Genomic DNA, 25953 nt, shown 5'->3' on the forward strand with positions numbered 1-25953 from the left:
TGTACGGGCTGAATACCGGTCGGTACGTTTCATTACGGACCGGACCAGGCGCGAGAGCGTGGAGTTAGAGCGGGGTTACGGGCGGGCTGTCGGAACCGTCGCTGGGAGATGTGTCCGTGCGGATTCCACCGGGTTCGGCGATCCTCGAGCACTGGAACGTAACGTGGCCTTTCGATGAGGTATTCCGTTCGCTCCTCGTGGCCAATTCGATTCCAGTACGGCCCGGCAGCCCTGCGGTCCGCGCACGGAAACCACTCTTGATATGTTGGTGGCACGAACATTCCGACGGTGAAAACGCACGTATCGACGACTAACACGCACGGTGACGTAGTATTCACGTACGGAAACTTCAACATATGACGGTTCGCGGACGATATAATTCTAATTGTCAATCCATAACGAGGATTCCCCTTTAAGAGTGCGGTAGTCGATGGGTCGAGCGAATGCCGTACGCATGAACGGGAATAGCCAACTGCTCGAGGACCTCTCCGAAGACATTCGGGAGATGACGAGGAATATCCGGAGGCGATACGTCCTGTATTATCTGTCAGAGCGGGACGGTGCGGTGGACCTCTTCGACCTCGTCGAACGCGTCGCGAGTTGGGAATCCGGATGCGAACCCGACCAACTCGACAGACGAACCGTCAAATCGGTCTACAGTTCGCTCTATCAATCGCACCTCCCGTTGCTCGAAGAGCGAGACCTCATCTCGTTCGATCGTCAACGAAAGATCGTCTCGCCGACGGACCGGACGGAACGCGTCACAATCGAGTTTCGGACGGACCCATCCCCCCTCGACCGCCAGTCGACGGCCGCAATCGTTGGGATTTCGATCGCAGCCGCGTCGGTGAGCCTCTGGGGGGGACAACTCTTCCCGACCGAGATCGGTGGTCTCGTGGGAATAACCCTGCTCGCAGTCGTGCTCGTCTCGAGCTATGGTGTGTATCGATCCGCTCGTCGATCGACGACGTCGATTGCGCCGGATTTCACGCTTACCGTCGACGACACGCGTCGCTAATCGAGCCGCAGTCGTCCCCCTCCTGCTCGAGAGCAGGGAATATTGTATAGAGGCCTCGACTCGGGTTCCGATGTGTCCGTCGGTGACGTTCCGAATGCCAAAGCTCGAAATGAGACGGCAGACCGACGATCCGTCGAGCGCGAACGACCGACCGTACTGACGGAATTGAGCGTTAGCCTCGAACCCGTCGCCCGTGGGGACTCCAGTGACGCTAGTGACGAGAACGCATCGAAAACAGACGATTCTCCTGCTTCGCTCAAAAGACAATTTCCCGCCCTGCTCAAAAATCGTCCACACTCGCGTCCGTCTCACCGTCTGATCTGGAGTCGGGTACCGAGGAGCGCAGATCGTACTCGTCGAACTCGTCGATATCCTCGATCAGGACGTTCTCCGTTGCCGCCCCTTCTACTCGTTGCTCCACCAGCTCGCTGTGAGCAGCCTGCACTTCCTCGACGGATAGTCCAAGCTCCAGAAACTCGAGGATCACCCCATCGAGTTCGTCCTGGGCACCGTCGACCCCTCGGACTAACTTTTCTCCGGCCTGCACAATCCGCTCCAGTTGCGACTCGGACATCAATTCCGGGCTCGGAACCGGAACCGACGAAACTTCGTACGTGAGTAACTGAAGCACCCCTCCTCCCTCGTGTCGTCCCCACAGTTCGAGCAGTACCTTGTACACCGTCGAGTGGAGAATGTAGGGGAGAACCTCGTCGCACTCGGTTATATCGACGCACTGGATCGCATTCGTCGGCGCGTACCCGCCGGCGTTATCGACCGTGAACACCCGTTCGTTGTAGAACACGGGATGTAAGACGTCTGGGACGAGCAGGTCTCCCAGGTTGAACCAGGGCGTGTGCTGGGATACGGTGTGTCCATCGGGGACGCCCCCTTCTTCTCCGTACTCGAGATATCTGACCGTCGGCTCGTGCCCGTCGTTGCGCAACTCGTTCTTAACCGCTTCTGCTAGCTCGCTCGTCGAGCCCACTCCGTCCTGGCGTGACTCGACAGTATCGACGTACGCTCCAAAATCGAGAAGGTACTGATCCGTATCCGCCACACGATACGATTCCAGCTCTCGAATCGATCGAATCGCTGGCTGTAAGAACCGTTCGTCAATACCCCACTGTGTGACGTCCTGCTCGTCGAGCAAGAAAAATTCGTTGTTGCCCGTCTTGTTGCCGAACGCCACGTCTGCATACCTATCCAGCCGCTGCATCTTTTCACTGTGGACGAGCGGAATAAACGGGCTCGGGCCGTACAGGTAGTAGCCGATCTTTCGTCCCCCCTGTCTCTCCAGGCGGTCCTGAGGGAGACTGACGACTCGATACGCTTCGTTCGTCTCGATTCCAAACGCCTTCCCGTCGGGGACCGACCGTCGAGTGCCCGCAATCGACGAAAGGTCGTCCGGTGACAGCCGCTCTTTCACCCTGATAAAGTCGGTAACCGTCTCCCGACGCTCCGCTTCGTCGGCACATCGTTCGGCGAACAACACCACCGTGTCGACGAGTGCAGTGAACGCTCTGTCAGAAAATCCGACGATTGCGTGGACCTTCGCCTGATCGTACAGGAACTCCTGGAACGACTCGCCGTATTTCGTCGTCAGCCACTTCGTGGGGATAATGAATCCGAGGCGCCCCCCGTCTCGGAGGAACTGCAGCGCGTGGGAGACGAAGTAGACGTACGCGTCGGACCTGGTCGATAGTTTGTTCCGCCCGCTCGCGTATCGATTCGAGTTCTCCGCGCCGTACTTCTCCAGGTGAGAACGGAAATGGTCCCTGTCTGGATACAGGTTCTCCTGGCGGATGTACGGCGGGTTCGCGACTACGGCGTCGTATTTCCTCGACTCATCTCCCGTATCGTCTCCCCGGGACAGGCGCCTGTCCTCGGGAAACACTTCGAAGAAGGAATCGTTGACCGTGTGCAACTCGCTGGTTCCCTCCAGGACGGTTCGTGATGCGAGATTGAGTTCCGTGAGATGTAACGGGAATCGGTTGATGTCGATTGCGGTGATGTTGTCCAGGATCTCCTGGTGTGTTGCGGTGGGCGCTAGTTCTTGCATTCGGTGGTACGCTGCTACCGGGAACGTACCGCTTCCGGACGCCGGATCGAGGACTCGAGGGACGCCATCTCCCTGCGGTTGCAGCGCCCAGTTACAGATCGCTTCGGCGATATCTGGATGCGTGTAGAACTGCCCGAGGGACTTTCGTTCGCGTTCCGGGATCAGGTCCTCGTACAGTTCCCCTAACAGGTCCTCGTCGACGGTGGAGAGGTTCTTTGCCTCGATGCTCCCGAGCAGCGAACGCATGGCCGACCGCGTTTTCCCATTGTGTGGGTACGCGGCGAACAACGACGTACCGTCGTCGAACACGGGTTCGAAGTCGATTTCCGCCTGAACCTCTTCGAACTGCCGGGCTATTCCGTTTTTATTATCGGCAGTCGAGGCGCCTTCGACGAGTGACTCGAGCGGATACTCGCGTTTCGCCCGTTCCGGTTCGGGTGTCCGTTCTCGAACGACCTCGTAGAACAGGATTTGACTGGCGACCAGGTATGCGTACTGTTTGGCAGCGAGGGAGAACCGTTCGGACTCCGGGAGTGACGCGTAATCGTTCTCCTGGACCCACTCGTCGAACGTTTCGGCGAAATCGGGGTCGGTATCGTACGTTTCTCGAGCGAGGGCCCGGAGCGTCGGCCAGATCGAGTCGTGAAACGAGCGAAGTGGGCCGACAATTCGGTCGCGTGCGCTCTGTTGGGGAAGTTCACCGTGGGTCGTGAGGTACTGAACCGCGTGAAAGATCGTCGAGAGACGATCGGTTACCGACGGATCGTCGAAGTCGACGTCACGCAAATCGAGATAGTAGTACGGAATCTCCGAGACCTCACACTGGTCCGTGTAGTGAAACAGGAAGCAGTCCCGAGAGTTACACGTCGCGAACTGGTCGACGCCGGCCGTATCGGCGTCGTCTCGAGCCTGTGTAAGTACGTCGGTGTCGAGCGGATAGACGCAATCGCGCTCGACTGCGATAACCAGGCTCCCGCTGACTTCGGATTCGACGACGATGTTTGCCTGTCTCCCCTCGGTCTTTTCCCCAAGGCGAACGGAACCGAACGGCGTTCGTTCGCGGTGGACGTACTCTCGCAATCGCGCAAAGAGAATACGGTGGAACTCCGATTCGGATGGAGCGCCCGGCATAGTTTGGACTCAGACGGGGACGTATTGATTCTGTTGATCAGCGGGCCACTCGAGTACCGTTCGCCGACGCTATCGTGACGACGTCGAAGCAATTACACAGGCTCGCGGGTCATCCAGAAGCCCACCTCGAATCGCCCACTGTTCGATCGCTTCCCGAACCGGAGTTCCCGCCCCGATTCGGCTCTCATGGTCTGTCATCGGATGAGGTGAGTGTCACGGGGATACTCACACCCCAAACGCTTGGGAGTATCCGTTTTGAAGCACAGTCCACAAATATGAACACAGTGAACAGCACCCGCTGTCCGGACTGCGGCGAGATAAATCGAAGCACACTACTCGGAGACGGGGAGTTGGTGACGATCGAATGCGCCCACTGTGGCCACGAGTGGACCACTCCCAATTGAGCGAGAGCAGTATCGTTTTTGGTCGGCACCTTCGCCGTAGTTCCGGCATCTCCAGCGGCTCGTAGCTGTGGATCACCACGTCGGCAACCACCGTTATCCGTGTCCGGCCGCTATAGTGGAGTATGTCCCCCTCCGCTGAACCCCCCAGGCAATCGACGCCTCGAAAGTCGATGCTCATTTGTTTCACGTGCGGTCACGAAAGCCCCCTCGAAGCGGACTGGATCCGCCGAGTGCACGACGACGCCACCGACATCGAGTGTCCGAAGTGTGAAACGACGATCACCTCTCGTCCGTCCCGCACCGATCGGGTCCCAGAGAGTAAGGGCGGCCTTTGCTACCGTCCAGGTGACTGAGTCGTCGAAGTGCTGTTCTCGGACGAATGTTCGGAGTCGATCAGTAGCGCCCGTGGAGCGATTGGGTTCGGTCGCACCTCGACTTCCAGGGCTTCAAGTCCCGCCTCGACATTCCCACTCGCTCGAAGACGCACTCGTTCCGTTGGACTCGCTGGGAACGAATATTCCGTTCGAGTCGTAGGGTTTTGGTGATTTTCTGAATCGTAATTTGGATTAGTTCGGTAGCTCCTGGCGGCGAACCGTCATCTTCTCTCGCTCTGTATCGCGTCGTAGTGCTGGTAGAGAACGTCGAGCGAGACGTGCGAAACCCGCGGCCGCCATCACTCGCCTCAGAACAGCGAAAATTCCGTGTGCTGATTTAGTGCGGAATTCCGAGTCAGCCTCTAACGATACGACTAACGGGACACTTCGAAACGTGACAACAGTGTGATGGACTCGCCGGGAACGAATATCCCGCTCGAGCCGTGGGGTTTCGGTGATTTTCTGGATCATGATTTGGATTAGTTCGGTAGCTCCTGGCGGCGAACCGCCATCTTCTCTCGCTCGGTCCTCGCGTCGTAGTGCTGGTAGAGAACGTCGAGCGAGACGTCCATGCGCTCGCTCACGACCTCAGGTGCAGCCTCCTCGTTCAGGTGGTAGGTGATCGCCCCGCGGCGGACGGCGTGTGGGGATCGCGCCGACGGACACCTGGCCGGAACCGCGTCACGGGCTCGAGCCTCGCACTCTTCGGGCGTCCGATCGTGGGGACACTCGGCGTAGGTACAGGGGTGCAGCGCTCGAAGGACCCACTTGTAGATGGTTCCACCGTGCGGGCGGGTACCGAGTCTGGTCGTAAACAGCGGCTGGCGGTCGTGATCGTCGATGACGACCTCGCGATCGGGATTCTTCGCGTAGTCGTCGAGGATCTGGAACCATTTCGGCCCGAGATACACCCAGCGGTTTCCGTCGTCACCGTTTTTCAGCGTCGTCCCGGTTTCCGGTCGGTGCTCGACACGAACCGCGTGGTCGTCGGCCTCGAGGTCGTCGACGTCGATCGACCGAACGGCGCTCCGACGCATTCCGGTTCGCCACAGTATTGCGAGTAACGCGTGGTCACGACTGGCGTAGTGATGCCGGTCGAAGTACTCGAGCGCCGCTTTTGCCCGGTGCGGGTCGAGAAACACGTCTTTCGACTCAGCTCCGTCGGGGAGTTCCGGTGCGTGTAGCTTCTCCGCCAATCCCTCCTCGACGGCCTCGATGTCGGCCCACCACCGGAGCGCCTGGCGGACGCTGCTTAGCTGCTTCTGGAGCGTGATCGCCGCGACGTCCGTACGTCGCCAGTCGACGAAATCCGCGAGATCGCGCCCACTGAGTTCGTTCAGGTTCCCGATCTCGCGTTCGTCACACCACTCGAGAAACACCGACAGGCGGTGTTTCGCGTTCTGATACGTCGTTTTCCGAACGCCTGGTTCGTGGTGCCGGAGGAAACGCTGCACGCCCTCCTCCGGTCCGAGCGGCTCGAGGTCGCTCACTTCGAACCAGCCTCCGATCGGACAGCCTCGAGGAGTTCCGATCGCTCTTGGTCGTCGAGTCGTTCGTCGACGATCTCGACCAACCAGGCGGAGTCGGCGCGCCGCGCTGGCCCAAGCCCACCGCCCACGGCGTCGACGGCCTCGGTGGCCGTCTCCGCGTTCCCGATGGCGAGTTCACAAAGTGCTTTCCGAGCGACTTGCTGGACTTGAGTCCAGTGGCGTTGCTCGTAGATCACGCCGAACCCTCCTCGAGGGTCGTCTGGTCCTCGTCGAGAGCGGCGTGATCCCGAACCGTCTCTCCGCTGGGTTGTACCTCGCGGAGGTCCTCAGCCCATTGCTCGAGACGTTCCCGAACCTGCTCGACTTTGTGCTCGAGTTCGTCGACGTTCCCAGCTGAAACCTTTGCTCGAATTTTATCACGGTCGTCGGTGCTGGTGCCGCGGGTGAGCTCGACGGTGATCTCGAGTGAGTCCTCGTCACTCATCGATGCTCACCTCCTGGACGATCGTCGCCTCGAGCAGGTCCTCGCAACTCTCGCAGACGGTGATCCGTCCGTCCGGATCTTCGACGTCGACGAGTCGAATGGTCCCGGCGGTGGTTCCACAGCCGTCACAGTACAGCGCTTCGTCGTCGACGTACCTGGCGGTACGTTTACTTTGGATGCCTTCGTCGGTGTGCATGGTCTCTGGTTTCAGGGACCGCGGACGGACCGCGCGCGCTGCTTGTTCCACCAAAACGCGCGTGCGGTCGATGTCCGCTGGTCGATTATGTTCTGAGTGGCAACACGTCTTAAGCATCGGGGGGTGGTTTCCAATATTTCCGAAACCGGGTTTTGGCCGGTTCGGTGGAATCTCGAAACGACTTCTACTGACCCATATCCGGGGATTCAAGCGATTTTGAGATCCGAATCGATACGGAAAAACCCGTTTCCAATAACTTTCCGATAATTCGAATGCCGGGAAAAATGACTGTCGCCGTGATCGATACGACTCTCGTCTGTCGGGGGCTTTATCTCCCCGCGAAGTGCGTTTTACCATGCTTCCGTAGTCTGGATACGGAGGCCAGGCGGATCGGTGCCCCAAACACCGGGTCCGCGTTTTGCGAGGACCCGACCGGGCAGCGGTGGGTCCGTCTGGCGTCCGTTGCTCGCCTCCGAGACACCCCATTGACTTATAGTTTAGCGTATTTCCGCTACTAATGTGGCACAAATACAATCGTCTATCAACGAACCGACTGCAGTTAAACCGTCTGAGTGGGTTGGACGGACTGAATGCGACCCCGCCCCGAGTGGATGAGTCTGAAAGACGGCCTGATCCTCGAGTTCCTCGCAGAACACGATCTCGAGCTTCCGGCGAAGCCGTTGTACAAGAACCTCAACCGCCACGGGCACCAGATCGGCTACTCGACGGTTCGCCAGCGACTCAACGAGCTGGAGGACCACGGACTGCTCGATCGCGCCGACGACGGAGGGTACTACGAGATTTCGGACCGCGGACGGGCGTGGGTCGCGGGCGACCTCGAGGCCGACGACCTCGAGTAATCGCTAAATTACGCTTCCCAAGTTTTCAGCGGCTGCTTTAGAGAGGTTGACGTTCTTTTCTGAAACGGTGACCGGTCCCCCGGTGACGTCCTCGATAAGCGCTGCCAGCTCCTTGAGATATGTACTCGAGCGTTCCTCCCTGAATTTGAGAATGGAGCCATGGGCATGGGCTCGATTTTCGAGATAGCAGACGACGAACAGCCGACGGACGTCGTCAGGTGCGCCCTCGAGGTACGTGGGCAACTCGAGTTCGCCCTCGGTTTTCGACCCTACGGGCGCGCCGAGGCTGGCGAGCACGCGACCTAGAACACGGCCGTCGGTCGTCGGCCGGGCTTCGTCCGCGCGACCCGTGCGCTCGAGGAGATCGTAGTCGACGCCGGCGAGCTCGAGCGCGTCGATAACGTGGCTCTCGTCGCCGCGTCGGTTCAGGGCGAACGCAGGGGTGTAGTTCTCGCGGGCGATCGACCCGCCCGAGAAGATGTTCGCGACAAGTGCGTTCAGCGCGTCGAATTTTGAGTCACCGTACTCGAGGTCGAGCCAACCGTGGCGACGTGCGGCCTCGATACAATTCACCGCATCAGGTGCACCGCCATCGTCGATCCACGTCCGCAAGCGTGAGCGCGGGAGATCCAGCGCAGAGGCGGTCGCCCCCGATTTGACGTCGTGTTTTGACGCATAGCGCGTCGCTTTCCGGTATTGCCTGACGATCTCAGCGGCGTCCTCGTAGGCACCGCCGTCGAAGGTTTGCGCCAGATCCTCCTCGGTCACGAACACGCGGTCGGTCATTGCTCGAGTGATGGATTGTGTTGTGTAATAGGATTCGGGTTTCGACAGCACAGGGAAAAACGCCAGACGTGAACGTTTCAAGAGGGTGTTGTAGGCCTTCCACGAGTCGCTGATTATCACATCTGAAAGCCTCTCAGATACCTTGAATCTCGTTTATTCATACCTAGCCACAGCGTTTATTATACAGCCGTTAAGTGAGACTATCAGCACAGGTGCGACGCGAAGAACTGACGGTGTGGGAAGGTAAGTACCCCCAACCCCATCCGCCGACTGATTCGACGCCGGGTCAGTCAATAAAGTTTCTGACCGTTCACATCTGGTGCGCATAATAGAACAACGATAATCATGGACCTGAAGAAATACAGAAGCAAGCTGATCGGAAACGAATCGGAGAGGGCTGTCTCTCCTGTCATCGGAGTTATACTCATGGTCGCCATTACGGTGATTCTCGCGGCTGTGATTGCGGCGTTTGTACTGGATTTGGGAGCTTCAACCGGGGAGGGCCCGGTCAATGCAGTGGTTGCAACTGAAACGGATAATGCTGCGGGAGAAATCAAAGTCACAATTCAGGACTCTGGTCAGGCAGGCAACTTCAAATACGTAGTTGACAATGGTGACCAGAACGATCTTGGCATCAGTTCCACTGGTCAGAGCATAACCCTAGATGACTCCGATGCCGATATTCCTGCCAGTGGAAACGGAGAAATCAAAATTATTGCAGTTGACGGCGATTCTGAAACGGTAGTCTCCACCCAGGAGTTTAACTTCTAAAACCACACCCGTCTATTTCTATTATTTCAATTATAAGTGGTCAAACCATCGTCGGATAACAACTAATCTTCGGACGACCCTTTTTATGGGATAACACATCCAGGGAAAGTAGATGCAAACGACACCACAAGAAGACTGTTTGTTAATCGTGGCGCTAACCCGTTTTGAAGTAGAATTTCGGGACGCTGATCCGATATTGGCAGAAAAAGCGTGGCTACTGGCCGAGAAGTTCGCTTCCACACATGGTCTCGAACCAACAGATGCTGCAATGCAACTCGAATGGCCGTCCGATAAGGAGTAGATCTCGGACGTGAATCGTCCCGATCGGGGCGCCCATCGCACCAAAACACTCACTATCTACCGGGTTGCCGTCCGGCTTACTCGCAACCCGGACATGAATCTTCAGCAACATCGCAACCGCGACGACATGAAAGTCTGGCTCAGCCAGGCCGAAGTTGCACAGCTCCTCGAGGCCGCCATCAACACCCAGCAGCGACTCGCCTATTCTTTGGGCGCGCGTTGTGGGCTCCGCTCGCACGAAATTCTGGACGTCTCGCCCGAGGACGTCGTCGACACTGACGCCGGAACAGTCCTCCGTGTCTGGCACGGGAAAGGCGACAAGTTCCGCGAAACGCCCGTTCCCCGCGACCTGGCGACGACTATTCGAACCGTGGCCGACGTTCGCGACGCCTCGAGCGACAAACCGTTGCTCGAGATTTCGACGACACGCTCGCTTCGGCGCTGGCTCAGTGGTACCGCTCGCGAGCTCCACCAGGTGACCGGCGACGACGGCTGGTTATATCTCGGGATGCACGACCTCCGACGGACGTGGGCGACCGCGCTCGCGGCTGCCGACGTCGATCCGCTCCTTGTGATCGACTGGGGTGGATGGAACGACCTCGAGACGTTCCTCGAGCACTATCGCGGGACGTACTCACCGGAAGCGCAACAGCGAGAACGCGGGAAAGTGAAATGGCTGTAGTTCGGAATTTCGGCTCTGTTGAAACCCTTAATTGATGATACGTTCCGAGAGTTGTGCTGAATACAGAGGATGGGTACAGCACGATGCCGCTATTTATTTCGGGCGTTCAGGTCGAAACCAACCGCTACATACGGCTGCGGACATAGCACCAATCCCATGGATAAATCAATTAATTTAAATTAGATGGCCGTCACCTCAAAATATGGTTTCCCAGATTGACTCATCAGGAACGGACCTCCACTCTCTCGAGACCTTTGCTGCTAAGACTGACAAGTGGTGGTATCTACCGGCACTATCTGGTGGCAGTGCTGCTTTGATCACGTTTCTGGCTTATTTCACAGCTACTCCAGTATGGGCGCTAGAAACGTTCAGTGTACTGTTTTTATTTCCGGCAACAATTTTCGCTATCCCAGCCATCGCCTTCGATATACTCAATAAATATGATGATGGTCTACCACCCGGGTTATTCTTCTACCCGCCTTTGCTATTAATAGCAATGATAATCGGAACTTTTCCACATATTTCGGTCGTTTCCGTTTACTTTGTGAGGTGGGTGTGGTTCGAAAGTGATAGTGATGCATAAACCATCTGTATTGAGCGTTTGACCTTCCGCGTTGATCCCTCCTCAGTCCGTGCAACATTCGCGCTCTGTATTCAGCACGCTATTTCTATCACGTTCAAAGGGTTTCAGCAGAGCCGTAATTTTCTTATTGGCCGATTCCTTCGACGAGTTCGATCGTCCATTCCCCTTCGTCGACGTGGCGAATGTGGGCGTGGTGTTCGCCCTCGAGTTTCCCGTCGTCGTCGAGTAGGCCCTCGAGGCGGAGGTCGTCTTTCGGGAGCGTGATACCCGCGGAGTTCTGGTCGAGCTGGCGTAATTTGTTCAATGCCATACCCGGCGGGCAACCCGCCTTGGTATAAAGGTTGCTGACAGTCTGTTTTGCCGATGAATACCCGAGGCGTCGCCTATGAAATACGGAGCTTTTCGACCCGTTGGGGCGCCGCTACGGAGGTATGGCACTTAGCCTACCGCAGAACATGGTTCCCGGCGCGGTTCGCCGGGAGGACGGAATCGACCTGATTGACAGTGTGCTCGCGCCGCTGTTTGTACTCGCGTCGGTCTCGATGGTCGGCGTGGTCTCGATCGCGTTGAACGCGCCGTTCAACATCGGGATGGACGCGGCGCTCTACGCCGCCCACGGCACCGAGATCACCTATGCGTTCATCATCTCGATGCTGACGCTCGTGACCGCCTGGATCACGAACGGCCAGACGACGCTCGAGGACTACACCGACATCGAGACGGTGACGCTCCTGTTGGCGTTCATCCTCAACATTCTGTCGGCGCTCGTACCCGCCGTTTCGTACGCCGTCGACTCAATGTGGTATCTCGGCTGGTTCATCGTCCTGCTGAACGCCGCCGCGTTCTACCTGATCGCCTACAAGTAACCTCGAGGCTCAATTCATGCAACTCACGAAATTCAACGGTACGAAAGCGGAGTGGTACGATTCGACGATCACCGGCTACATCATCACGGCCTCGGCGCTCTCGATCGCGCTTACCGGGGTGATGGCTGCGGGGGTGGTCTGAGTGCGGCCCACTCCCACGGCTGGCCGATTCCTCTCGGTAGTGGTCGTCGTGCTCGCGCTCGGCGCTGGCCTCCTGGTCGGCCTCGGCGCCGCGGACACGAGCGAGCTCCTGAACGAAACCGTCGAGGTCGACAACAACTCCGATCCGGTGACGATCGCCGTCGAGTTCTCCGATGACTTCAACGATTCGTCGACGGACGTCGCAAGCGTTGAGGCGACGTTCTACAACGAAACCGAGTTCAACGACTCGGGAACGAACGCCACGGTGCTGCACACGGTCACCATCGAAGGCAAAGAGACCGAGCGCATCGTCCAGGATGTCTACTTCGAGGATCACGCGAACCTCGAGTACAACGAGACGACGCGCCTGGTGGTCGAAGGTGACGCCGAAAAGGTCGAGACCGTCGAAATCGAGGGCGGGCTGATCGGCGGTGTGATCGCCTACGGTGACGCCCAACCCGGCTTCGGCGTCGGGGTTGCTGTCCTCGCGCTGGCTTTCGCTGGCGTGGCGGCACGCGCTCGAGGAGGTGACTAATGTCGTCAGCCCAAAGCCCATCGCCAGGAGATCCTCCGACGTACCATCACGGGATCACGCTCACCCGGCGCCGGACGCTCCAGGCGATCGGCGCGGCTGCGATCGCGGGGACGGCCTCGAGCGGAACGGTCGCTGCTGACAATGGCCTCGTCGATGGCCTCAAGGAGGCTATCGGCGGTGTCATCGACAAGACCCACTGGACGATGGCGGTCTTCGCGATGCCTGTCTTCGTCGGCCTCGTCGGAGGCACCTGGTATCGCAACGCGATGAACGAAGACCCAACGTCCGACCGCGTGCAGCTGCACCAACTCGTAACCAACGAGGCGGCCTGGATGAACAACCACTCGGTAAACTTCGGTAACTACCTGAACGACACTCGCCCTATCGCCTCGCTCGAGGCGCGTCACGGGATGGCGTCTGAATGGGAACTCGGAAACGGCTCGAGCAAAGGTTACGACACTGCGCTCTCGCGCATTCGCCAGTACTACTGCGTTCCTGAGTTCAACCATCTGCACGTCTCTAACAAGGCGCTGCTGCAACTGTCCTATATCGCTGGCGCTGGTCAGAACACGGACCCGGCGTACAACATTCAGACGATCGGCGAGCGCGTGTCGGACGGCTCGAACGTCATCGTTCGCATCTCGGATGCTCGAGAGCAGACGAAACCTGTGCTGCACGAGGGAACGGTCGTCGATGAAAACGCTCTCGACAATGTCGATAACCTCGATGGCGACGACGGGCGTTTCATCACGCCTGTTTTCGACTTCCTCGACGCATCCGATGAGACGCTGATCGGCTCGAAGGCACTCGGCCCGGACGAACTCGACGCCTGGGACTCGGATCACCAACTCTCCGTTCGTGGCGACGGTCACACGGGCGCGACAACGTTCGTGCTCGAGGACGGTACGGAGGTGCTGACGGACCTCCGACTCACTACGCAAAACGTGAGCGACGACGGTGGCGACCTCAATTCGACGGACTCGCTGCTCGCGTTCGATGGGCGGGAGTTCTTCGAGATTCTCGAGGAGGTTCGAACGCTCTCGGACGACGTAGTGGCTTGGTATGACCAGTCGTTCGTCGAGGATATTTATGCTGAACTCGACGCAGGGAATATCACGCCCGAGCAGGTTCGATCGCCTGAAGGGATGGCTCGGTTCCTATCGGGAACTGACGATCCTACTGATGAACGCTTCCAAATATCGTGGATGCAACAATTCGGGTTCGAGCGGCCTGATCTCCGACTCGTGCGTGGCATGAGGGTAAACTGGACCGGCGCAACGGACACCTGGATCGACCCCGACCCGAACCTCGACGATCGTCACGCTTACCCTGACGAGTACGTCGACGGCGAAACGTACAATGGTATGTTGTTCGGTACGGAGGATGTCGATTTCAAAAGCGGGAATCGGTACGCTGTGGGGTCTGAACGCTTCTCGAGGAGCGACGGGGGCCTGGCAGTTATCGACCAGATGGGCGACCCTGTACGCTACCATTCTCCTTCTGGCCGGGTGTTCGGCTCTCCCGAGCACAATATCGCAATCGGTGAATCTGGCGGTGACGTTGAGGCGATGAACACGACAGATGGGTCAGTCGCCTGGACGGGCTCGTACACTCACAACGGTTACAACCGTTGGGCTGGCCTGAGCAAGAACCAGGACGTGTTCGTTGTCGTCGATAGCCCTTCGGGCAGCGACCCGGCACCGGCAAAAACGTTCGACGTAGAAACTGGGGATGTCCTGTGGTCGAGTACGCTGGCAGACCAAGGTCGGCAACTCTCGGTTACGGAGAATTACTTGGCCCATCTCGGAACGTCATCGACGGACGGGCTGTGTATCTACGACCTCTACACCGGGACCGAGTACGTCGCTGAGTCGGGGGATTTCTACGATAATCTCCATGCTGCTGCGGAAACTGGTTCGGTCGTCGCCTCGGGTTGGGACGGGACGTACAAAGCCTACGATACCGACACCTGGGAGGTCCTATGGACCGGTTCGCATTCGCCGAATCATGCCATCGGACACGACGGGGTGTTGTATCTGGCGAACGGAACAACGCTGACTGCTCTCGAGGCAGATACTGGTACGGAGATGTGGACGTACACGGCCTCGGATTCGATCGTTTCGCTGAACGTTGCGCAGTCGGCTGACCACCTCGTATTAGGGGCGAGCGGAACTGTACGTGTGTCGTTCGATGGCGACGAGCTCGCCACTGTGGGCGGCCTGTCTCCGTACTGGCTCCGCCTCCCCAATGAATCACTCGACGGTGTGGCCGCTCGAGCGATCATGTTCGACGAGTCGACCCGTGACGAGGACGGCGAGGTGATCGAGCAAGGGCAAGGACAGGTCGACCTTTGGGACGGCGTGCTCGAGGTTGTCGAGATGTGGGACGCCGAAGGCGCCGATATCACACACGTCGACGATGGCACGATTTCGGACATTGAGGCGCTTGAAGGGACGCCGGACTCGATCGACACAATCGTCGAGGAGATGGACGAGTTCGATAGTGTCGATGATATTCGCTACACGCGTGACGTGCTGGCGATTATCGAGCACTACGAAGTCGATGCCACGGTCGGAAACGACGGCGATGCTGACGTACAAACGACTGAACCGGATTACACTGACCAGGACTACGACGCGGTAACGTCTGCTGAGTTCGCTGAGGCGATGGCTGAACTCGAGGAGTTGATCGCTCAACTCGAGAGCGAGAACGAGGAGACGAGCTCGAGCACCGAAGACGACGAGCCGCTGTTCGGCGGGCTGTTCGGAAGCTTCGACGGCGGCAGCGGAACCCTGCTCGGGTTCGGGCTCATCGCGGCGGTGGTCCTGGCGGTCGTCGGGATCGTGACCGACCTCCTCCCCTGGACGAGATAATCATGAAACGGATTTTCATTTTCACGATTGTGGTAGTGGTATCGCTCGCGATGGGCATGGGCAATATGGGCGCGCTCGCGCAAGAAAACGCCACGAACGAGACTGCCACCGAGGACGGCATCGAGGCCGGTGAAGACTACGAGCGGGCGATCGACGCCGAAACGCGAATCGTCGATTGGTCCTATTCGAGCGGTCGGTTCACCCTGACGATCGAGGCCGACGAACGGCGACGTATCTCTATGACCGAAGCCGGCACCTTCGAGGAGGGAACGACGTCGTTCAACTACGACGAGGTGCGCCTCGAGGAGGGAACGAACACGGTGACGTTCGCCGTAGCTGACCGCCAGGGCGCCGCGGTCGCCATTGCCACCAGGCAATCACTCGCGCAGGGGAGCGGCGCGATCGTCTCGACGGGAATGGTGGAACAGAACCCGTTCCGTCACTTCGGAGGTGAGAGCGGCCTGTTTTCGGGCGTCATCATGACGACGGCGCTCGCAGGTATTGGCGCGGCGTACGTCGTCCGCTCCGAGGAAAGCGGGGTGGTGCAGGCATGACTGAAACCAGCGGAACGTTCTCGAGCTGGTCCGACCGAGTGACCTACTTGCTGGCCGAGAGCCAGCTAATCGTTCTCGGGATCATGGTCTCGCTCGGCGCCGCGCTCATTTGGATTCGACCGAGTGTCCCCGGTATCCCGCCGATCGTCTTCGGCTGGTTTGCCGCGCTGTTACTCCTGGGGCCGCCGCTACTTGCGGTATTCGTCACGGGTGCGCGGAAGCTCCGAAACCGCCACATGATTCCCGTGCACCACATCAACGGCGTCGAGGACGTCCGCGAGAAGTACTACGTCGAACCCGAGGTGTGGGCGAACAAGACCGTCGAAGGACCGTCGCCGTACCAATGCAACGACAACGAGGCTTTCGAGGTTCGCGAGTTCGAGTGGCTCGAGGACACAGAGGACCTCATCGTCACCGGCTGTTACCAGTCGAATATGGCCGACTCGAAGCTCGTGACGCTGAAGGCGATGCTGGAGGACATCCACGGCGACCTTATCGAGGATTCGATCGCGCTCAACAAACTCCGCGGCCGTATCAGCAAGATGGGCGTCGAGATCGAACGTGACTCGATCAACTTCCAGGCGGAGGCCGACGAGCGTGGGCTAATGGGCCAGCAGACCAGCGTGAAAGAGCGCTTCGAGTCTGCTCGTAAGGAGGCCGACAAGTGGGACAGCGACGAGATCCGCGACGTCGACGACTACGCGATCGACTACGATCCGGCGGAGAACCCGCAGGGGATCACGTTCGAACCCGCGGAGGCCGCCACCGACAGAGGACGAGATCATGAGTGAGAACAACGGCGCCGACCAGCAGGCGCTCTACACGACCGCACAGGCGCGCGAGCACCAGGAAGGCTACAGCGACCGGGAAAACCGCGAAATTCACGACCACGGCGGTATCGTGCGCGACGAGCACGTCTCGAGAGCGCTGTCGATCCGGTCGGTTCACTACGATCCTCTCGAGGCCGATAGGCCCGACAAGATGCCCGGCCAGTGCAAAGACCTCCGAAAGCACCGCGACATCCGCATGGTCGAAGGGACTGAAACCTTCCGCCAGGCGCTCGAGAACGGCGATATACCGACGATCAAGCACATGGTCGGCGACACCTCACAGCGAGCGGACGTCTCAGGAATGAAAGCCATCGGCAAAGTCGACAACCTGATCGACGGTCCGGCGCCGGTCGTCGTTGTCCTGGGCGAAATGGGCGCCGGAAAGACCGACTTCGCGTGTCTGCTCGCGCAGCGCTGGCGCGACCTCAACCGATCCGATTCGCTGCTCGGAACCAACATCCAGTCCCTCGAGGAGAAGAACCGTTGGGTCGACGACGACGGCGACGTCCAGGACGGCTGGATTCCTGACTACGGCACCCTCATGGAGTGGGTCGAGCAGGACGGCGACCCGCTCGAGCACAGCCAGCGTTCCAAACTGTTCATCGGTGACGAGTTCTCGAGTTCGGCAAGCGGCCAGGGCAAACAGGGCTACGAAACCCGGATGAAGATGGCGCCGTTGGTCTACAAGATCCGCAAGTATGGCGGTGCGCTGATCTACATCGCTCACGGCGAACGATCGATCCACCCGATGCTGTGGCGCGTCGGCACGATCGTCAAGAAGGTCAGTCAGAAGAAAGCGATCATCGCCGATTCGATAAGCAACGCGAAACTCGCTGACGTCCAGGGCGAGATCGAAGGCATCCCACCGACGGACTTCCGCTACAACACCAAAGAGGCGAGCGACTGGAGCTGGTCGCGCTTCGGCGACGAAACCGACGAGATGAACGCCGACGAGGCCGCTCGACTCACCGCGCTGTGGACGGTAATCCGCTGTAAGGAAGAGGGAATGACGAACCGTGAAACCGCCAAATTCGTTCCCTACAGCCACGGTTGGGTGGGTTCGCGCTGGCGCGAGTACCGAGACGACGGCGAGCACGTCGACGCGATTTCCAAAGTGAACGAGGTTATCGCATGACCGCGGTCCGATGGATGGCTGGATACGGATACGCAGTCCCCTTTACTCGAGGCCCAAGCCCATCGCTCGCTCCAGCGGGGAGCGAAGCGACCGATGGGCGGTCGTCGAGACGACCGGAGGAGTTGATATATATCGGCGCGCGTAGCGCGTGGTCGGCGTGAACCGCTCGAAGCGAGCGAACCACTTCGGGACGATCTGCGAGAAGCGCATGGCCCGGAAGCGACGGTTCGACCTCGAGCGCTCGAGCTGGCACGATGCGAAGTTCCAGAACGGATCGCCCGTCGAGATCAAGAGCACGATGCTCGAGCACAGCGATGGGCAGCCAGGGAACTTCAAGGTCTACAGGGCGTATCACGATCGACTCCGTCGAGCGAACGGGTGGTACTGTTTCGTGGTGTACCGGCCACACGGGCGATCAGGACTGACGATCGTCAAAGACAGGGTGTGCAAGGCCTCGAGTCTTCCGTTACTTCGGTGGCATGGCGGTGGAGATCATCGCAATACTCAGCAGGCCAAAATAGCGATTTCAGATATGTTTTAAGAGCAATAGATGTGTTTGGATACGGTTGGGAGCCTAAAAACTATGTGTCACTAACCATATTGGTTCAGCCTATGTCAGCGAATAGTCCAGACTGGTTGCAAAATAGTACTCATCCTCTTTATACAACTGTAACGCGAATTCGGTTTCCTCACGAAGAGGGGCATGCAACTGGTTTCTTTTATAATTCAGGCGAACAAACCTACTTAGTAACTAACAGACATGTACTCAATTGGGGCGAAAAAGATAGTCCTGATTCGATGCGAATCTTTACTCGGGAATTGAAGAACCTTGGAGAACGCCAATTCCATGATATTGACCTATCTAAAGGAGATGGGAGTAATTGGTACTCTCATCCTCATGGGTCGGCTATCGATGTTGTCGTGATACCTCTTGACTTCAAACTTGACTCAATAAATCCTCGCATCGGAATTTCCAACGAAAGACCGTCTGAAACGGGGAGTCTTGCCTTTAATAATGAATCAATCTTGTCCCAGAAAGAACGTGTCCTCGCTGGCGATCGATCTCAAGTAATTGGATATCCTGGCCAATATATTGATCAAAATAGTGACTTTCCGGTGACCCGAAACGCAATTATCTCTACCCAATATGGGATGCCCTATAACGGGAACCCAATCTTCCTAACTGATGCTCGGATGCATCCTGGAACTAGTGGTAGTCCAGTCCTAGCAGGACCTGTTACACTCATAAATTATAATGGAATTGATCTATGGGGGCCAGCATACAAATTGTTAGGTGTTCATTCGGCAACCCTCAGACAAATTGACGTAAATAATGAAAACCACTGGCTGGATTTGAACACTGCTTGGTATGCAGAACTAATTGAAGAGACTATCCAACACCATGACGAATAGTTCCGATAGGAGTAGCGCGGGGAACTAACAATGATGTGGTTGGCTGGTCAGCTGTAAGTCCGACGTGGCAACGACAGACTCCCCCCGCGCTGATTGAGAATTGTCCGCAGAGAAGGTAATCTTAGTGGCCGGATCGGCCCACCCTAAACACACTCGACAACCCTGGTTAGCGAGGTCACACCATCGTCAACGGGGGGTACTGGGGTATGAGCCATGCGTTTCCAGCCCGTCGACCAAACCTCGAGCGCGGCGCGCGTTCTGCGCGCCGCAAGATTACCCTGCCCCCTTAGGGGCACTTACCGTAGGGGGACCTGACAACCACGGTGGGCGGGCCGACGCCTGTATCGCCCGATCTCGCCTACCAGGGACGCGCTACTCGCCGGTTTCCACGTGGGATCGAGAGGCGAAATGTCGCCAATTTTCGGCACTCACGCTCGATTACAGGTAGGCGAAAGTGAAAATGCGGCCAGCGAGACTCTTCGAAAAGCGAGAACGTGAGAACCAGCGCTGAAACGCTCGAAAACAACGCGCAAAACCGAATGCTGTAGCTAGCGACCGGGCGAACTCGGACCGAGAGTTACCGTAATGGCGGCGGCAGCTCGTCGGCCCGGACCCGGATGTCACGATCGTCGAGGCGGTCGCGGTCGTACTCCTGGGCGATCTCCGCGAACGACGCGCTCAGCTTCGCCAAGTACTCGAAGCCGATCTGGTCGTCGCTGGTGGCGCTCTCGCTGGCTTCGTCGTCGCGTTCGTTCGATTGGTCGTCCATTTCCTCCTGTAGTTCCTCGCGGCGCTCACGGCGCTCGTCACGCCGTTCGTTCATGTCCTCGGCCATGTCGTCCGGACGGATCTCGCGAACGATCTCGCGAGCGCGCTCGAGGACGGCCTGGCTCACGAATACCACCAGGACGGGATTACCGAGTCGCTTCACGACACCGGCCTCGGCGAGTCGGGCGACGTGGTACCGGACCGTCGATCTCGCGAGCCCGGTTCGCTCCTGGAGGCAGTCGTAACTGGCACCCGTCTCCTCGGCAATCACCCGGAGGATGTCGTAAACTGACGTAGTGGACTCCTTGAGTGCTTCCCGGTAGATCTCCGTCGCCAGGTCCTCGTACCGCCGACGGAGCATCTGACGGCGCCCTGTGGGTCGCTCGAAGGTGAACGGTGCGGCCATCGGCCCATCGAAGAAGTCGTCGGACACCAGGTCTGACCGGCGAACGCCGGCCCATTGCGCGTGCGTCGCGACGACGGTCCGGAGGTGGTGGAGGACGTCGTCCCAGTCCAGGACGTGCGGGAGTTCCCCGCGGTCGACACCGGAAAAGGACGCCTCGAGCTTCGGGTGGGCGAACGCATCACTTCGCGGGCGCTTGTGCCAGTCGCCGATCTGGTAGACCTTCAGCTCGGTACTGTAGCGCTGCGGATCGAATCCGAGTAGATTCCAGCGGTCGCTTTCGACGATCGCCTCGAGCCAACCCTCTTTCAGTCGGCGCTGGCGAGCATCGATCTCGGACTCACCACCCCAGTCGATCAAGTGTTTCGACTGGTCGATCGTCTCGATCACGGCGCCCTTCTTCTCGAGGTTGAACCGAATGTGTGCTTCGGCTTTCGAGATCCGTCGCGACTCGAAAACTCGTTGCTCGAGGTCAATACAGTCGTCGCCGTAGACGGCCCGTAGCGCGTCGTACATCCGGTGCTCAATCTCCTCGGGACCTTCGGCCCACGTCGTCCACCCGACGACTCGCGTTCCCTCGCCGTGGGGACACTCGAGCGGATCACCCGACTTGTAGACCATGTCCTGGTACTGCGGGTTGATCTCGACGTGCAACGCGAGCGGTGGTTTCTGGAGCGGTCGTTCGCCGTTGTCGTCTTCAGGTCCCCAGCGCCGGAGCTTCAAATGCTGGTCGTAGAACGATCGGTAGTCGTCACCGAGTCCTTTCCCGGCCTTCCATCGAGACGACGTGAGTACGAGCGCATAGTCTCCCTCGGGCAACCAGTCGGCATCGAAGTCGTCGACGGCGACATAGGGTTCGTTCTCCGGGTTCTCGACGTGCTCGCGCCAGTAGCTCAATGCACGAGCGTAGAGCGTTCCGCGTTCGCCAGCTGGCTTTCGTCGATTTCGCGGATCGAAGTCGGCGAAATGGTTCATTACTCCGGCACCGTGTGCTCGAGGCTCGGGAAACGTCTCCCGGCTGGTGCCGGTGACGTTGCTGAAATCCTCCGGTTCGACCGGATTATCGACGCTCACAGCGGTCCACCTCGAGCGCGGCGGACCTCTCGAGTACATTCGGGACAAAGGCGACGGAGGCCGGTGACGGATTCTTCACAGCGCTCGCACTCGCTGTTCTCGACGAGGCGACTCATCGAAGACCCTCCGCAAGTTCAGCTGCGTGCTCGGAACACATCGGCCCATCCGGCGTAGCGGCGGCCGCTTCCCGCCCACAGTCAGGGACGACGCACCGAAGCGCGTCGCGATCGGGTTTCATCGCTTGCCCTCCGACCGATCAAATTCCGTAAGGAGGGCCCATTTTGATGAGTTTGTCAGAGCCTTATTTGTAGACCAATTCCTCCGATAAGCCGTAGTGACTGAACCAGTTGATACCGAGAGGGTGGTTGCACAATGTGCCCAGTGTGGACTCGTATACCGTGCGGAAATCTGCCCCGATGAGACGATTCGACCGATCGGGAGGCAGTCCGGATGTTCGTGTGGATCGTCCGAGCTGGAACTCGTTACTAAGTAACCGCATTTTGACCAGGGGCTACGGCCAATGCTGCTCGAGCAGTGATCGGTTTCGCTCACGCCAATCCCTCCTCGAGGCGATCCTCTGCTCGAGCGAGCAGGTTCCCGATCGTACCCGGACGCCGGTCGGTTCGTCGAGCGAACTCGCGAACGCCGACCCCGTTTTCGCGACAGGCGACGTAGGCCTCGCGTTCGGCCTCCGTTAACGGCGAGAGATCCGAGCCGAAGTCGACCAGGCGGGCTTGCTCACTCGACATCGGTCACCTCCCGCTCCGGCGTCGGAACGTGGCGAACGTGACCGTCGACGAACTCGACCTCGAGGCCGACCCAGCCGTCGATCATGCCCGGTGCCGATGGGCCGTGGGCGTGGGCTGGCATCACGACGTCGTAAGCGTGGCGCTCGCACGACCACCCGAATGTGATCAGTCGGTCGACGCCCGCCAGGTCGTCGTCGACGAGCGTTGGTCTATCGATGGACTGCGACCCTTTCGAATTCGCGACCGGGTGGCCGCACTCGGCGCAAATTGGAATCTTCTGTGCATCTCGAGCGGGTTCGCGGACGACCGTCGGCGAGACGACGCCGAAGCGCTTGAGGCCCTTCCGGGTGCTCACGCAGTCTCACCTCCGTGATGACCAGGCGCGATCTCGGGGTCGGGAATCGCGACGTCGACGCCGGCGCCGGTTCCCCGGCTCAGGCGTCGGAACGAATCGCACTCGCCGCAGCGGTGGGCGCGGTCCGACGAGTCACCGTAGACGCGCCGGAACTGGTCGCTAACGTGGGCGCCACAGTAGTCACAGGTCGAACTGCTCTCGAGCCCCCAGTCACTCACCGCCACGTCGACCACCCCGATTTTCCTTCGGGAAAATCGACAGCAGGTGCGGAGGCGAAACCCGCGGTCGCAATCACTCGCCTCAGAACTGCGAAAATTTCGGATATCGGCTTAGTGCAAAATTTCGAGTCAGCCGCTATCGATGCGACTATCTGGACAATTCGAAACGTGACAACAGTGTGATGGACTCGCCGGGATTTGAACCCGGGGCCTCTTCCTTGCGAAGGAAGCGATCTGCCACTGATCTACGAGCCCTCGAGGAGTTCTATCCGTGGTTCGTACTTGTAGCTTGTGTTTCGGGGTAGGTTCGTCATCGAGTGGCGCGCTCGAGTTCGAGTACCGGGTCTGTTACGTCTTCACGCCGCCGCGCCGCACGCTGCCACACGTCACACTGTCACGCCGTCGCCCGTCCGCTTCGAACGGCGCGCGAGACCTCGAGAACGCCCAGACGACCAGCCACGAGCCCCACCAGAAAGCCGGTGAAGTGGGCGACGAGCGCGACGCCCGGCGCGCCGGTTGCGACCGTGATGACAGCCGAGAGGACGACGAACGCCAGCAGCGTCGCCCAGAGCGGAACCTCGACGCGGGCTGCCACGCTGTCGGAGACGCGGTTGCCGGCGATCAGGTACCCCATCAGCGCGAAGACGGCGCCGCTGGCCCCGAGGACGCCTGCCGTCGAGCCACCGACGAACGAGGCGACCGCTCCCGTCACGAGGATCTGCGAGACGCCGGCGATCGCACCGGTCACCACGAAGAACGTGTGAAAGCGAAGCCGGGTCGTCGCACGAGCGATCGGCCAGCCGAAGACGATCAGCCCGATGCTGTTCGAGACGAGATGACCCACGCCACCGTGGGCGTAGACGCTCGTGACAATCGTCCATGGGTTGGACTCGAGTGGCGGCGCGAGGACGAAGAAGGCGGCCATCACGCCGAGGCTGAACATCGCTGCGATCCCCTGCAGGACGAACACGATCACGAACAAGCCGAGCGTCTCGAGGATCGGGCTCGCGGAGTCAGACGCCATATCGGGTGTTCGTCGATCGGACACAAAAGTATGTACCGCGAATGTGCGTCGTCGGATTCGTGGACGGCTCGGGTTCGTATCGAACTCGAGTCGCGTGCTCCCAATGCAGTCGCTCGAGCGTCGAAAAACGAATAGAAACGAATCTCGAGACTCCAGACTTGATATTCGAGACTCGAGACTCGAGACTCGCCTCAGTCCTCGAGGACGATCTCGATCGAGACGTCGTTTGGAACCTGAATGCGCATGAGCTGTCGGAGTGCGCGTTCGTCGGCGTCCAGATCGATCAGGCGCTTGTGGACGCGCATCTCCCAGTGCTCCCACGTCGCGGTGCCTTCGCCGTCAGGCGACTTTCGCGTTGGCACCTCGAGCGTCTTCGTTGGCAGCGGGATCGGCCCGCTGAGGTTGACGCCGGTGTTGTTCGCAATCTCGCGGACGTCCGCACAGATGTTGTCCAGGTCGTTCGGGTTGGTGCCCGCGAGTCGAACGCGTGCTTGCTGCATTTATTTCTCGCTGACGCTCAGGACCTTGCCGGCGGCGATGGTCTGACCCATGTCGCGGATGGCGAAGCTCCCGAGTTCGGGGATCTCGCTTGCCGGCTCGATGCTGAGAGGCTTTTGCGGTCGGATCGTGACGACCGCGGCGTCGCCCGACTGGATGAAGTCGGGGTTCTCCTCGGAGACCTCGCCGCTCGAGGGGTCCATCTTCTTGTCGATGGACTCGATCGTACAGGCAACCTGGCTGGTGTGAGCGTGGAAGACCGGGGTGTAACCCGCGGTGATCACGCTGGGGTGCTGCATGACGATGATCTGGGCCTGGAAGGTCTCGGCGACGCTCGGCGGGTCGTCGGCGGGGCCGCAGACGTCACCGCGGCGGATGTCGTCCTTGCCGATGCCGCGGACGTTGAATCCCACGTTGTCACCGGGGCCGGCCGAGGGGACTTCCTCGTGGTGCATCTCGATCGTCTTCACTTCGCCGCTCACGTCGCTGGGCTGGAAGGAGACGTTGTCGCCGACGTTCATCGTCCCGGTCTCGAGGCGTCCGACGGGGACGGTCCCGATACCGGAGATGGTGTAGACGTCCTGGATGGGGAGACGCAGCGGTGCGTCCGACGGCTCCTCGGTCTCGGGCAGGTCGTTGAGGGACTCGAGGAGGGTACGGCCGTCGTACCAGGGGGTGTTGTCGGAGGCCTCGGCGATGTTGTCGCCCTCGAAGGCCGAAATCGGGATGAACGAGTCGTCCGAAACCTGGAACTGGACCTGGTTGAGGAGCTTGTTGACCTCGTCGACGACTTCCTTGTAGGAGTCTTCGGAGTAGTCGACGACGTCCATCTTGTTGATGCCGATGATGAGCTCGTTGATACCGAGCGTGCGGGCCAGGAAGACGTGCTCCTGGGTCTGGGGCGCGACACCGTCGTCGGCGGCGACGACGAGGACGGCGTTGTCCGCCTGGGAGGCGCCCGTGATCATGTTCTTGACGAAGTCACGGTGACCAGGACAGTCGACGATGGTGAAGTAGTACTTGTCCGTGTCGAACTCCTGGTGGGCGATGTCGATGGTGACACCACGCTCTCGCTCCTCGGCGAGGTTGTCCATGACGTAGGCGAACTCGAAGCCGCCTTTGCCCTTCTCTTCGGCTTCCTGTCGGTGCTGCTCGATGACGTGCTCGGGTACGCTTCCCGTCTCGAACAGGAGGCGTCCGACCAGCGTACTCTTTCCGTGGTCGACGTGGCCGATAATGGCCAGGTTCTGGTGCGGTTTGTCGCTCATTGTTGTAGCTCACGCGCAAAGGCGCTTATATCGGTCTCTTTTGGCCGATGCGGTTAAAACCATTTCGAAAGCGTATTCGTGCTACCCCGTCGCTTGCTTGCGGTTTGTGAG

General features: G+C 59.3%; 30 protein-coding genes and 1 tRNA gene. 16 read left to right on the top strand and 15 right to left on the bottom strand.

The annotated features are described in order from the left end of the window. Positions 1–454 precede the first annotated feature (454 nt). A complete protein-coding gene (locus NGM15_RS01335) occupies positions 455–1018 on the top strand; it encodes a DUF7344 domain-containing protein (protein ID WP_253434266.1) in 564 nt (187 codons plus the stop codon). A 280-nt stretch (positions 1019–1298) separates the two neighbouring features. Here NGM15_RS01335 and NGM15_RS01340 read toward each other — a convergent pair whose 3' ends face one another. Then, positions 1299–4208 (bottom strand): Eco57I restriction-modification methylase domain-containing protein, encoded by a 2910-nt coding sequence (locus NGM15_RS01340; protein ID WP_253434269.1) that lies wholly within the window; start codon positions 4206–4208, stop codon positions 1299–1301. A 574-nt stretch (positions 4209–4782) separates the two neighbouring features. Here NGM15_RS01340 and NGM15_RS18985 point away from each other — a divergent pair. After that, positions 4783–4965 (top strand): DUF8106 domain-containing protein, encoded by a 183-nt coding sequence (locus NGM15_RS18985; RefSeq protein ID WP_484549590.1) that lies wholly within the window; start codon positions 4783–4785, stop codon positions 4963–4965. 500 nt (positions 4966–5465) lie between these two features. On the opposite strand, the gene NGM15_RS01345 is transcribed toward NGM15_RS18985, so the two are convergent. From NGM15_RS01345 to NGM15_RS01360, 4 genes are read right to left on the bottom strand one after another with little or no spacing between them, the layout of a single operon-like run. Then, complete coding sequence (locus tag NGM15_RS01345; protein ID WP_253434271.1) at positions 5466–6476, bottom strand: tyrosine-type recombinase/integrase; 1011 nt, start codon at positions 6474–6476, stop codon at positions 5466–5468. Beyond that, positions 6473–6712: a hypothetical protein gene (locus tag NGM15_RS01350; protein ID WP_253434274.1), complete on the bottom strand. Its 240-nt coding sequence runs from the start codon at positions 6710–6712 to the stop codon at positions 6473–6475. The genes NGM15_RS01345 and NGM15_RS01350 overlap by 4 nt, the downstream gene beginning before the upstream one ends. Then, entirely contained in the window at positions 6709–6960 is a 252-nt protein-coding gene (locus NGM15_RS01355) for a DUF7389 domain-containing protein (RefSeq protein WP_253434276.1), read from the bottom strand. Before NGM15_RS01355 ends, NGM15_RS01350 begins: the two co-directional genes overlap by 4 nt. After that, positions 6953–7156, bottom strand: coding sequence for a hypothetical protein (locus tag NGM15_RS01360; protein ID WP_253434278.1), 204 nt, complete (start codon positions 7154–7156; stop codon positions 6953–6955). Before NGM15_RS01360 ends, NGM15_RS01355 begins: the two co-directional genes overlap by 8 nt. Positions 7157–7767: 611 nt before the next feature. Between NGM15_RS01360 and NGM15_RS01365 the strand changes: the two genes are divergently transcribed. Beyond that, positions 7768–8016 carry a winged-helix domain-containing protein gene (locus NGM15_RS01365; protein WP_253438201.1) on the top strand — a complete coding sequence of 83 codons (249 nt, stop codon included), beginning with the start codon at positions 7768–7770 and terminating at the stop codon, positions 8014–8016. A 3-nt stretch (positions 8017–8019) separates the two neighbouring features. On the opposite strand, the gene NGM15_RS01370 is transcribed toward NGM15_RS01365, so the two are convergent. Further along, positions 8020–8802 (bottom strand): hypothetical protein, encoded by a 783-nt coding sequence (locus tag NGM15_RS01370; RefSeq protein WP_253434281.1) that lies wholly within the window; start codon positions 8800–8802, stop codon positions 8020–8022. A 345-nt stretch (positions 8803–9147) separates the two neighbouring features. Between NGM15_RS01370 and NGM15_RS01375 the strand changes: the two genes are divergently transcribed. The 4 genes from NGM15_RS01375 to NGM15_RS01390 all read left to right on the top strand — a co-directional run bounded on the left by NGM15_RS01375 (position 9148) and on the right by NGM15_RS01390 (position 11138). After that, positions 9148–9573 carry a type IV pilin domain-containing protein gene (locus NGM15_RS01375; RefSeq protein WP_253434284.1) on the top strand — a complete coding sequence of 142 codons (426 nt, stop codon included), beginning with the start codon at positions 9148–9150 and terminating at the stop codon, positions 9571–9573. A gap of 112 nt (positions 9574–9685) precedes the next feature. After that, the gene (locus tag NGM15_RS01380) at positions 9686–9874 is read left to right on the top strand and encodes a hypothetical protein (protein WP_253434286.1); all 189 of its coding nucleotides are present in this window, start codon (positions 9686–9688) and stop codon (positions 9872–9874) included. 93 nt (positions 9875–9967) lie between these two features. Further along, positions 9968–10555 (top strand): tyrosine-type recombinase/integrase, encoded by a 588-nt coding sequence (locus NGM15_RS01385; RefSeq protein ID WP_253434289.1) that lies wholly within the window; start codon positions 9968–9970, stop codon positions 10553–10555. A gap of 202 nt (positions 10556–10757) precedes the next feature. After that, positions 10758–11138, top strand: a complete 381-nt coding sequence (locus NGM15_RS01390; protein WP_253434292.1) for a hypothetical protein — start codon at positions 10758–10760, stop codon at positions 11136–11138. Between the two features lie 124 nt (positions 11139–11262). Here the strand turns inward: NGM15_RS01390 and NGM15_RS01395 are convergent, their stop codons facing one another. After that, entirely contained in the window at positions 11263–11448 is a 186-nt protein-coding gene (locus NGM15_RS01395; RefSeq protein WP_253434295.1) for a DUF8053 family protein, read from the bottom strand. Between the two features lie 121 nt (positions 11449–11569). On the opposite strand from NGM15_RS01395, the gene NGM15_RS01400 reads away from it, so the two are divergent. The 9 genes from NGM15_RS01400 to NGM15_RS01435 all read left to right on the top strand — a co-directional run bounded on the left by NGM15_RS01400 (position 11570) and on the right by NGM15_RS01435 (position 19485). After that, positions 11570–12004, top strand: a complete 435-nt coding sequence (locus NGM15_RS01400) for a DUF8023 family protein (RefSeq protein ID WP_253434298.1) — start codon at positions 11570–11572, stop codon at positions 12002–12004. A 16-nt stretch (positions 12005–12020) separates the two neighbouring features. After that, positions 12021–12146 carry a hypothetical protein gene (locus tag NGM15_RS18665; protein ID WP_256498891.1) on the top strand — a complete coding sequence of 42 codons (126 nt, stop codon included), beginning with the start codon at positions 12021–12023 and terminating at the stop codon, positions 12144–12146. Then, positions 12147–12680 (top strand): hypothetical protein, encoded by a 534-nt coding sequence (locus NGM15_RS01405; RefSeq protein WP_253434301.1) that lies wholly within the window; start codon positions 12147–12149, stop codon positions 12678–12680. Next, entirely contained in the window at positions 12680–15553 is a 2874-nt protein-coding gene (locus NGM15_RS01410) for an Env/VP5 family phage fusion protein (RefSeq protein ID WP_253434304.1), read from the top strand. The genes NGM15_RS01405 and NGM15_RS01410 overlap by 1 nt, the downstream gene beginning before the upstream one ends. A gap of 2 nt (positions 15554–15555) precedes the next feature. Continuing rightward, entirely contained in the window at positions 15556–16107 is a 552-nt protein-coding gene (locus NGM15_RS01415) for a DUF8063 family protein (RefSeq protein ID WP_253434307.1), read from the top strand. Further along, on the top strand, positions 16104–16898 hold the full coding sequence (locus tag NGM15_RS01420; protein ID WP_253434310.1) for a hypothetical protein: 795 nt from the start codon (positions 16104–16106) through the stop codon (positions 16896–16898). Before NGM15_RS01415 ends, NGM15_RS01420 begins: the two co-directional genes overlap by 4 nt. Then, positions 16891–18072 carry a hypothetical protein gene (locus tag NGM15_RS01425; RefSeq protein WP_253434312.1) on the top strand — a complete coding sequence of 394 codons (1182 nt, stop codon included), beginning with the start codon at positions 16891–16893 and terminating at the stop codon, positions 18070–18072. The genes NGM15_RS01420 and NGM15_RS01425 overlap by 8 nt, the downstream gene beginning before the upstream one ends. A 157-nt stretch (positions 18073–18229) precedes the next feature. After that, entirely contained in the window at positions 18230–18613 is a 384-nt protein-coding gene (locus NGM15_RS01430; protein ID WP_253434315.1) for a PD-(D/E)XK family putative nuclease, read from the top strand. 71 nt (positions 18614–18684) lie between these two features. Next, positions 18685–19485: a S1 family peptidase gene (locus NGM15_RS01435; RefSeq protein ID WP_253434317.1), complete on the top strand. Its 801-nt coding sequence runs from the start codon at positions 18685–18687 to the stop codon at positions 19483–19485. 577 nt (positions 19486–20062) lie between these two features. Here the strand turns inward: NGM15_RS01435 and NGM15_RS01440 are convergent. The 8 genes from NGM15_RS01440 to tuf all read right to left on the bottom strand — a co-directional run bounded on the left by NGM15_RS01440 (position 20063) and on the right by tuf (position 25842). After that, the gene (locus NGM15_RS01440; RefSeq protein ID WP_253434320.1) at positions 20063–21730 is read right to left on the bottom strand and encodes a winged helix-turn-helix domain-containing protein; all 1668 of its coding nucleotides are present in this window, start codon (positions 21728–21730) and stop codon (positions 20063–20065) included. A 548-nt stretch (positions 21731–22278) separates the two neighbouring features. Then, a complete protein-coding gene (locus NGM15_RS01445) occupies positions 22279–22479 on the bottom strand; it encodes a sigma-70 region 4 domain-containing protein (RefSeq protein ID WP_253434322.1) in 201 nt (66 codons plus the stop codon). Further along, positions 22469–22834, bottom strand: a complete 366-nt coding sequence (locus NGM15_RS01450) for a hypothetical protein (protein WP_253434325.1) — start codon at positions 22832–22834, stop codon at positions 22469–22471. The genes NGM15_RS01445 and NGM15_RS01450 overlap by 11 nt, the downstream gene beginning before the upstream one ends. Continuing rightward, on the bottom strand, positions 22831–23052 hold the full coding sequence (locus NGM15_RS01455; RefSeq protein WP_253434328.1) for a DUF7563 family protein: 222 nt from the start codon (positions 23050–23052) through the stop codon (positions 22831–22833). The genes NGM15_RS01450 and NGM15_RS01455 overlap by 4 nt, the downstream gene beginning before the upstream one ends. Positions 23053–23235: 183 nt before the next feature. Beyond that, a tRNA-Ala gene (locus NGM15_RS01460) sits at positions 23236–23307 on the bottom strand. A 139-nt stretch (positions 23308–23446) separates the two neighbouring features. Next, positions 23447–24076 (bottom strand): rhomboid family intramembrane serine protease, encoded by a 630-nt coding sequence (locus tag NGM15_RS01465; protein WP_253434330.1) that lies wholly within the window; start codon positions 24074–24076, stop codon positions 23447–23449. Positions 24077–24267: 191 nt separating this feature from the next. Beyond that, positions 24268–24576, bottom strand: coding sequence for a 30S ribosomal protein S10 (gene rpsJ, locus NGM15_RS01470; protein ID WP_253434333.1), 309 nt, complete (start codon positions 24574–24576; stop codon positions 24268–24270). After that, positions 24577–25842 (bottom strand): translation elongation factor EF-1 subunit alpha, encoded by a 1266-nt coding sequence (tuf, locus tag NGM15_RS01475; protein WP_253434335.1) that lies wholly within the window; start codon positions 25840–25842, stop codon positions 24577–24579. It lies immediately after the preceding gene. Positions 25843–25953 lie beyond the last annotated feature (111 nt).

This window comes from Natronosalvus halobius, assembly GCF_024138145.1.
GTDB classification, from domain to species: Archaea; Halobacteriota; Halobacteria; order Halobacteriales; family Natrialbaceae; genus Natronosalvus; species Natronosalvus halobius.

What these genes read in the sequence shown, in the direction of transcription:
- NGM15_RS01380 (WP_253434286.1), top strand. Translation starts at nt 9,686, where the DNA reads ATGCAAACGACACCACAAGAAGACTGTTTGTTAATCGTGGCGCTAACC.
- NGM15_RS01425 (WP_253434312.1), top strand. Translation starts at nt 16,891, where the DNA reads ATGAGTGAGAACAACGGCGCCGACCAGCAGGCGCTCTACACGACCGCA.
- NGM15_RS01400 (WP_253434298.1), top strand. Translation starts at nt 11,570, where the DNA reads ATGGCACTTAGCCTACCGCAGAACATGGTTCCCGGCGCGGTTCGCCGG.
- NGM15_RS01375 (WP_253434284.1), top strand. Translation starts at nt 9,148, where the DNA reads ATGGACCTGAAGAAATACAGAAGCAAGCTGATCGGAAACGAATCGGAG.
- NGM15_RS01410 (WP_253434304.1), top strand. Translation starts at nt 12,680, where the DNA reads ATGTCGTCAGCCCAAAGCCCATCGCCAGGAGATCCTCCGACGTACCAT.
- NGM15_RS01415 (WP_253434307.1), top strand. Translation starts at nt 15,556, where the DNA reads ATGAAACGGATTTTCATTTTCACGATTGTGGTAGTGGTATCGCTCGCG.
- NGM15_RS01335 (WP_253434266.1), top strand. Translation starts at nt 455, where the DNA reads ATGAACGGGAATAGCCAACTGCTCGAGGACCTCTCCGAAGACATTCGG.
- NGM15_RS01465 (WP_253434330.1), bottom strand. Translation starts at nt 24,076, where the DNA reads ATGGCGTCTGACTCCGCGAGCCCGATCCTCGAGACGCTCGGCTTGTTC.
- NGM15_RS01390 (WP_253434292.1), top strand. Translation starts at nt 10,758, where the DNA reads ATGGTTTCCCAGATTGACTCATCAGGAACGGACCTCCACTCTCTCGAG.
- NGM15_RS01370 (WP_253434281.1), bottom strand. Translation starts at nt 8,802, where the DNA reads ATGACCGACCGCGTGTTCGTGACCGAGGAGGATCTGGCGCAAACCTTC.
- NGM15_RS01420 (WP_253434310.1), top strand. Translation starts at nt 16,104, where the DNA reads ATGACTGAAACCAGCGGAACGTTCTCGAGCTGGTCCGACCGAGTGACC.
- NGM15_RS18665 (WP_256498891.1), top strand. Translation starts at nt 12,021, where the DNA reads ATGCAACTCACGAAATTCAACGGTACGAAAGCGGAGTGGTACGATTCG.
- NGM15_RS18985 (WP_484549590.1), top strand. Translation starts at nt 4,783, where the DNA reads ATGCTCATTTGTTTCACGTGCGGTCACGAAAGCCCCCTCGAAGCGGAC.
- NGM15_RS01360 (WP_253434278.1), bottom strand. Translation starts at nt 7,156, where the DNA reads ATGCACACCGACGAAGGCATCCAAAGTAAACGTACCGCCAGGTACGTC.
- NGM15_RS01340 (WP_253434269.1), bottom strand. Translation starts at nt 4,208, where the DNA reads ATGCCGGGCGCTCCATCCGAATCGGAGTTCCACCGTATTCTCTTTGCG.
- NGM15_RS01365 (WP_253438201.1), top strand. Translation starts at nt 7,768, where the DNA reads ATGAGTCTGAAAGACGGCCTGATCCTCGAGTTCCTCGCAGAACACGAT.
- rpsJ (WP_253434333.1), bottom strand. Translation starts at nt 24,576, where the DNA reads ATGCAGCAAGCACGCGTTCGACTCGCGGGCACCAACCCGAACGACCTG.
- NGM15_RS01445 (WP_253434322.1), bottom strand. Translation starts at nt 22,479, where the DNA reads ATGTCGAGTGAGCAAGCCCGCCTGGTCGACTTCGGCTCGGATCTCTCG.
- NGM15_RS01395 (WP_253434295.1), bottom strand. Translation starts at nt 11,448, where the DNA reads ATGGCATTGAACAAATTACGCCAGCTCGACCAGAACTCCGCGGGTATC.
- NGM15_RS01435 (WP_253434317.1), top strand. Translation starts at nt 18,685, where the DNA reads ATGTCAGCGAATAGTCCAGACTGGTTGCAAAATAGTACTCATCCTCTT.
- NGM15_RS01355 (WP_253434276.1), bottom strand. Translation starts at nt 6,960, where the DNA reads ATGAGTGACGAGGACTCACTCGAGATCACCGTCGAGCTCACCCGCGGC.
- tuf (WP_253434335.1), bottom strand. Translation starts at nt 25,842, where the DNA reads ATGAGCGACAAACCGCACCAGAACCTGGCCATTATCGGCCACGTCGAC.
- NGM15_RS01385 (WP_253434289.1), top strand. Translation starts at nt 9,968, where the DNA reads ATGAATCTTCAGCAACATCGCAACCGCGACGACATGAAAGTCTGGCTC.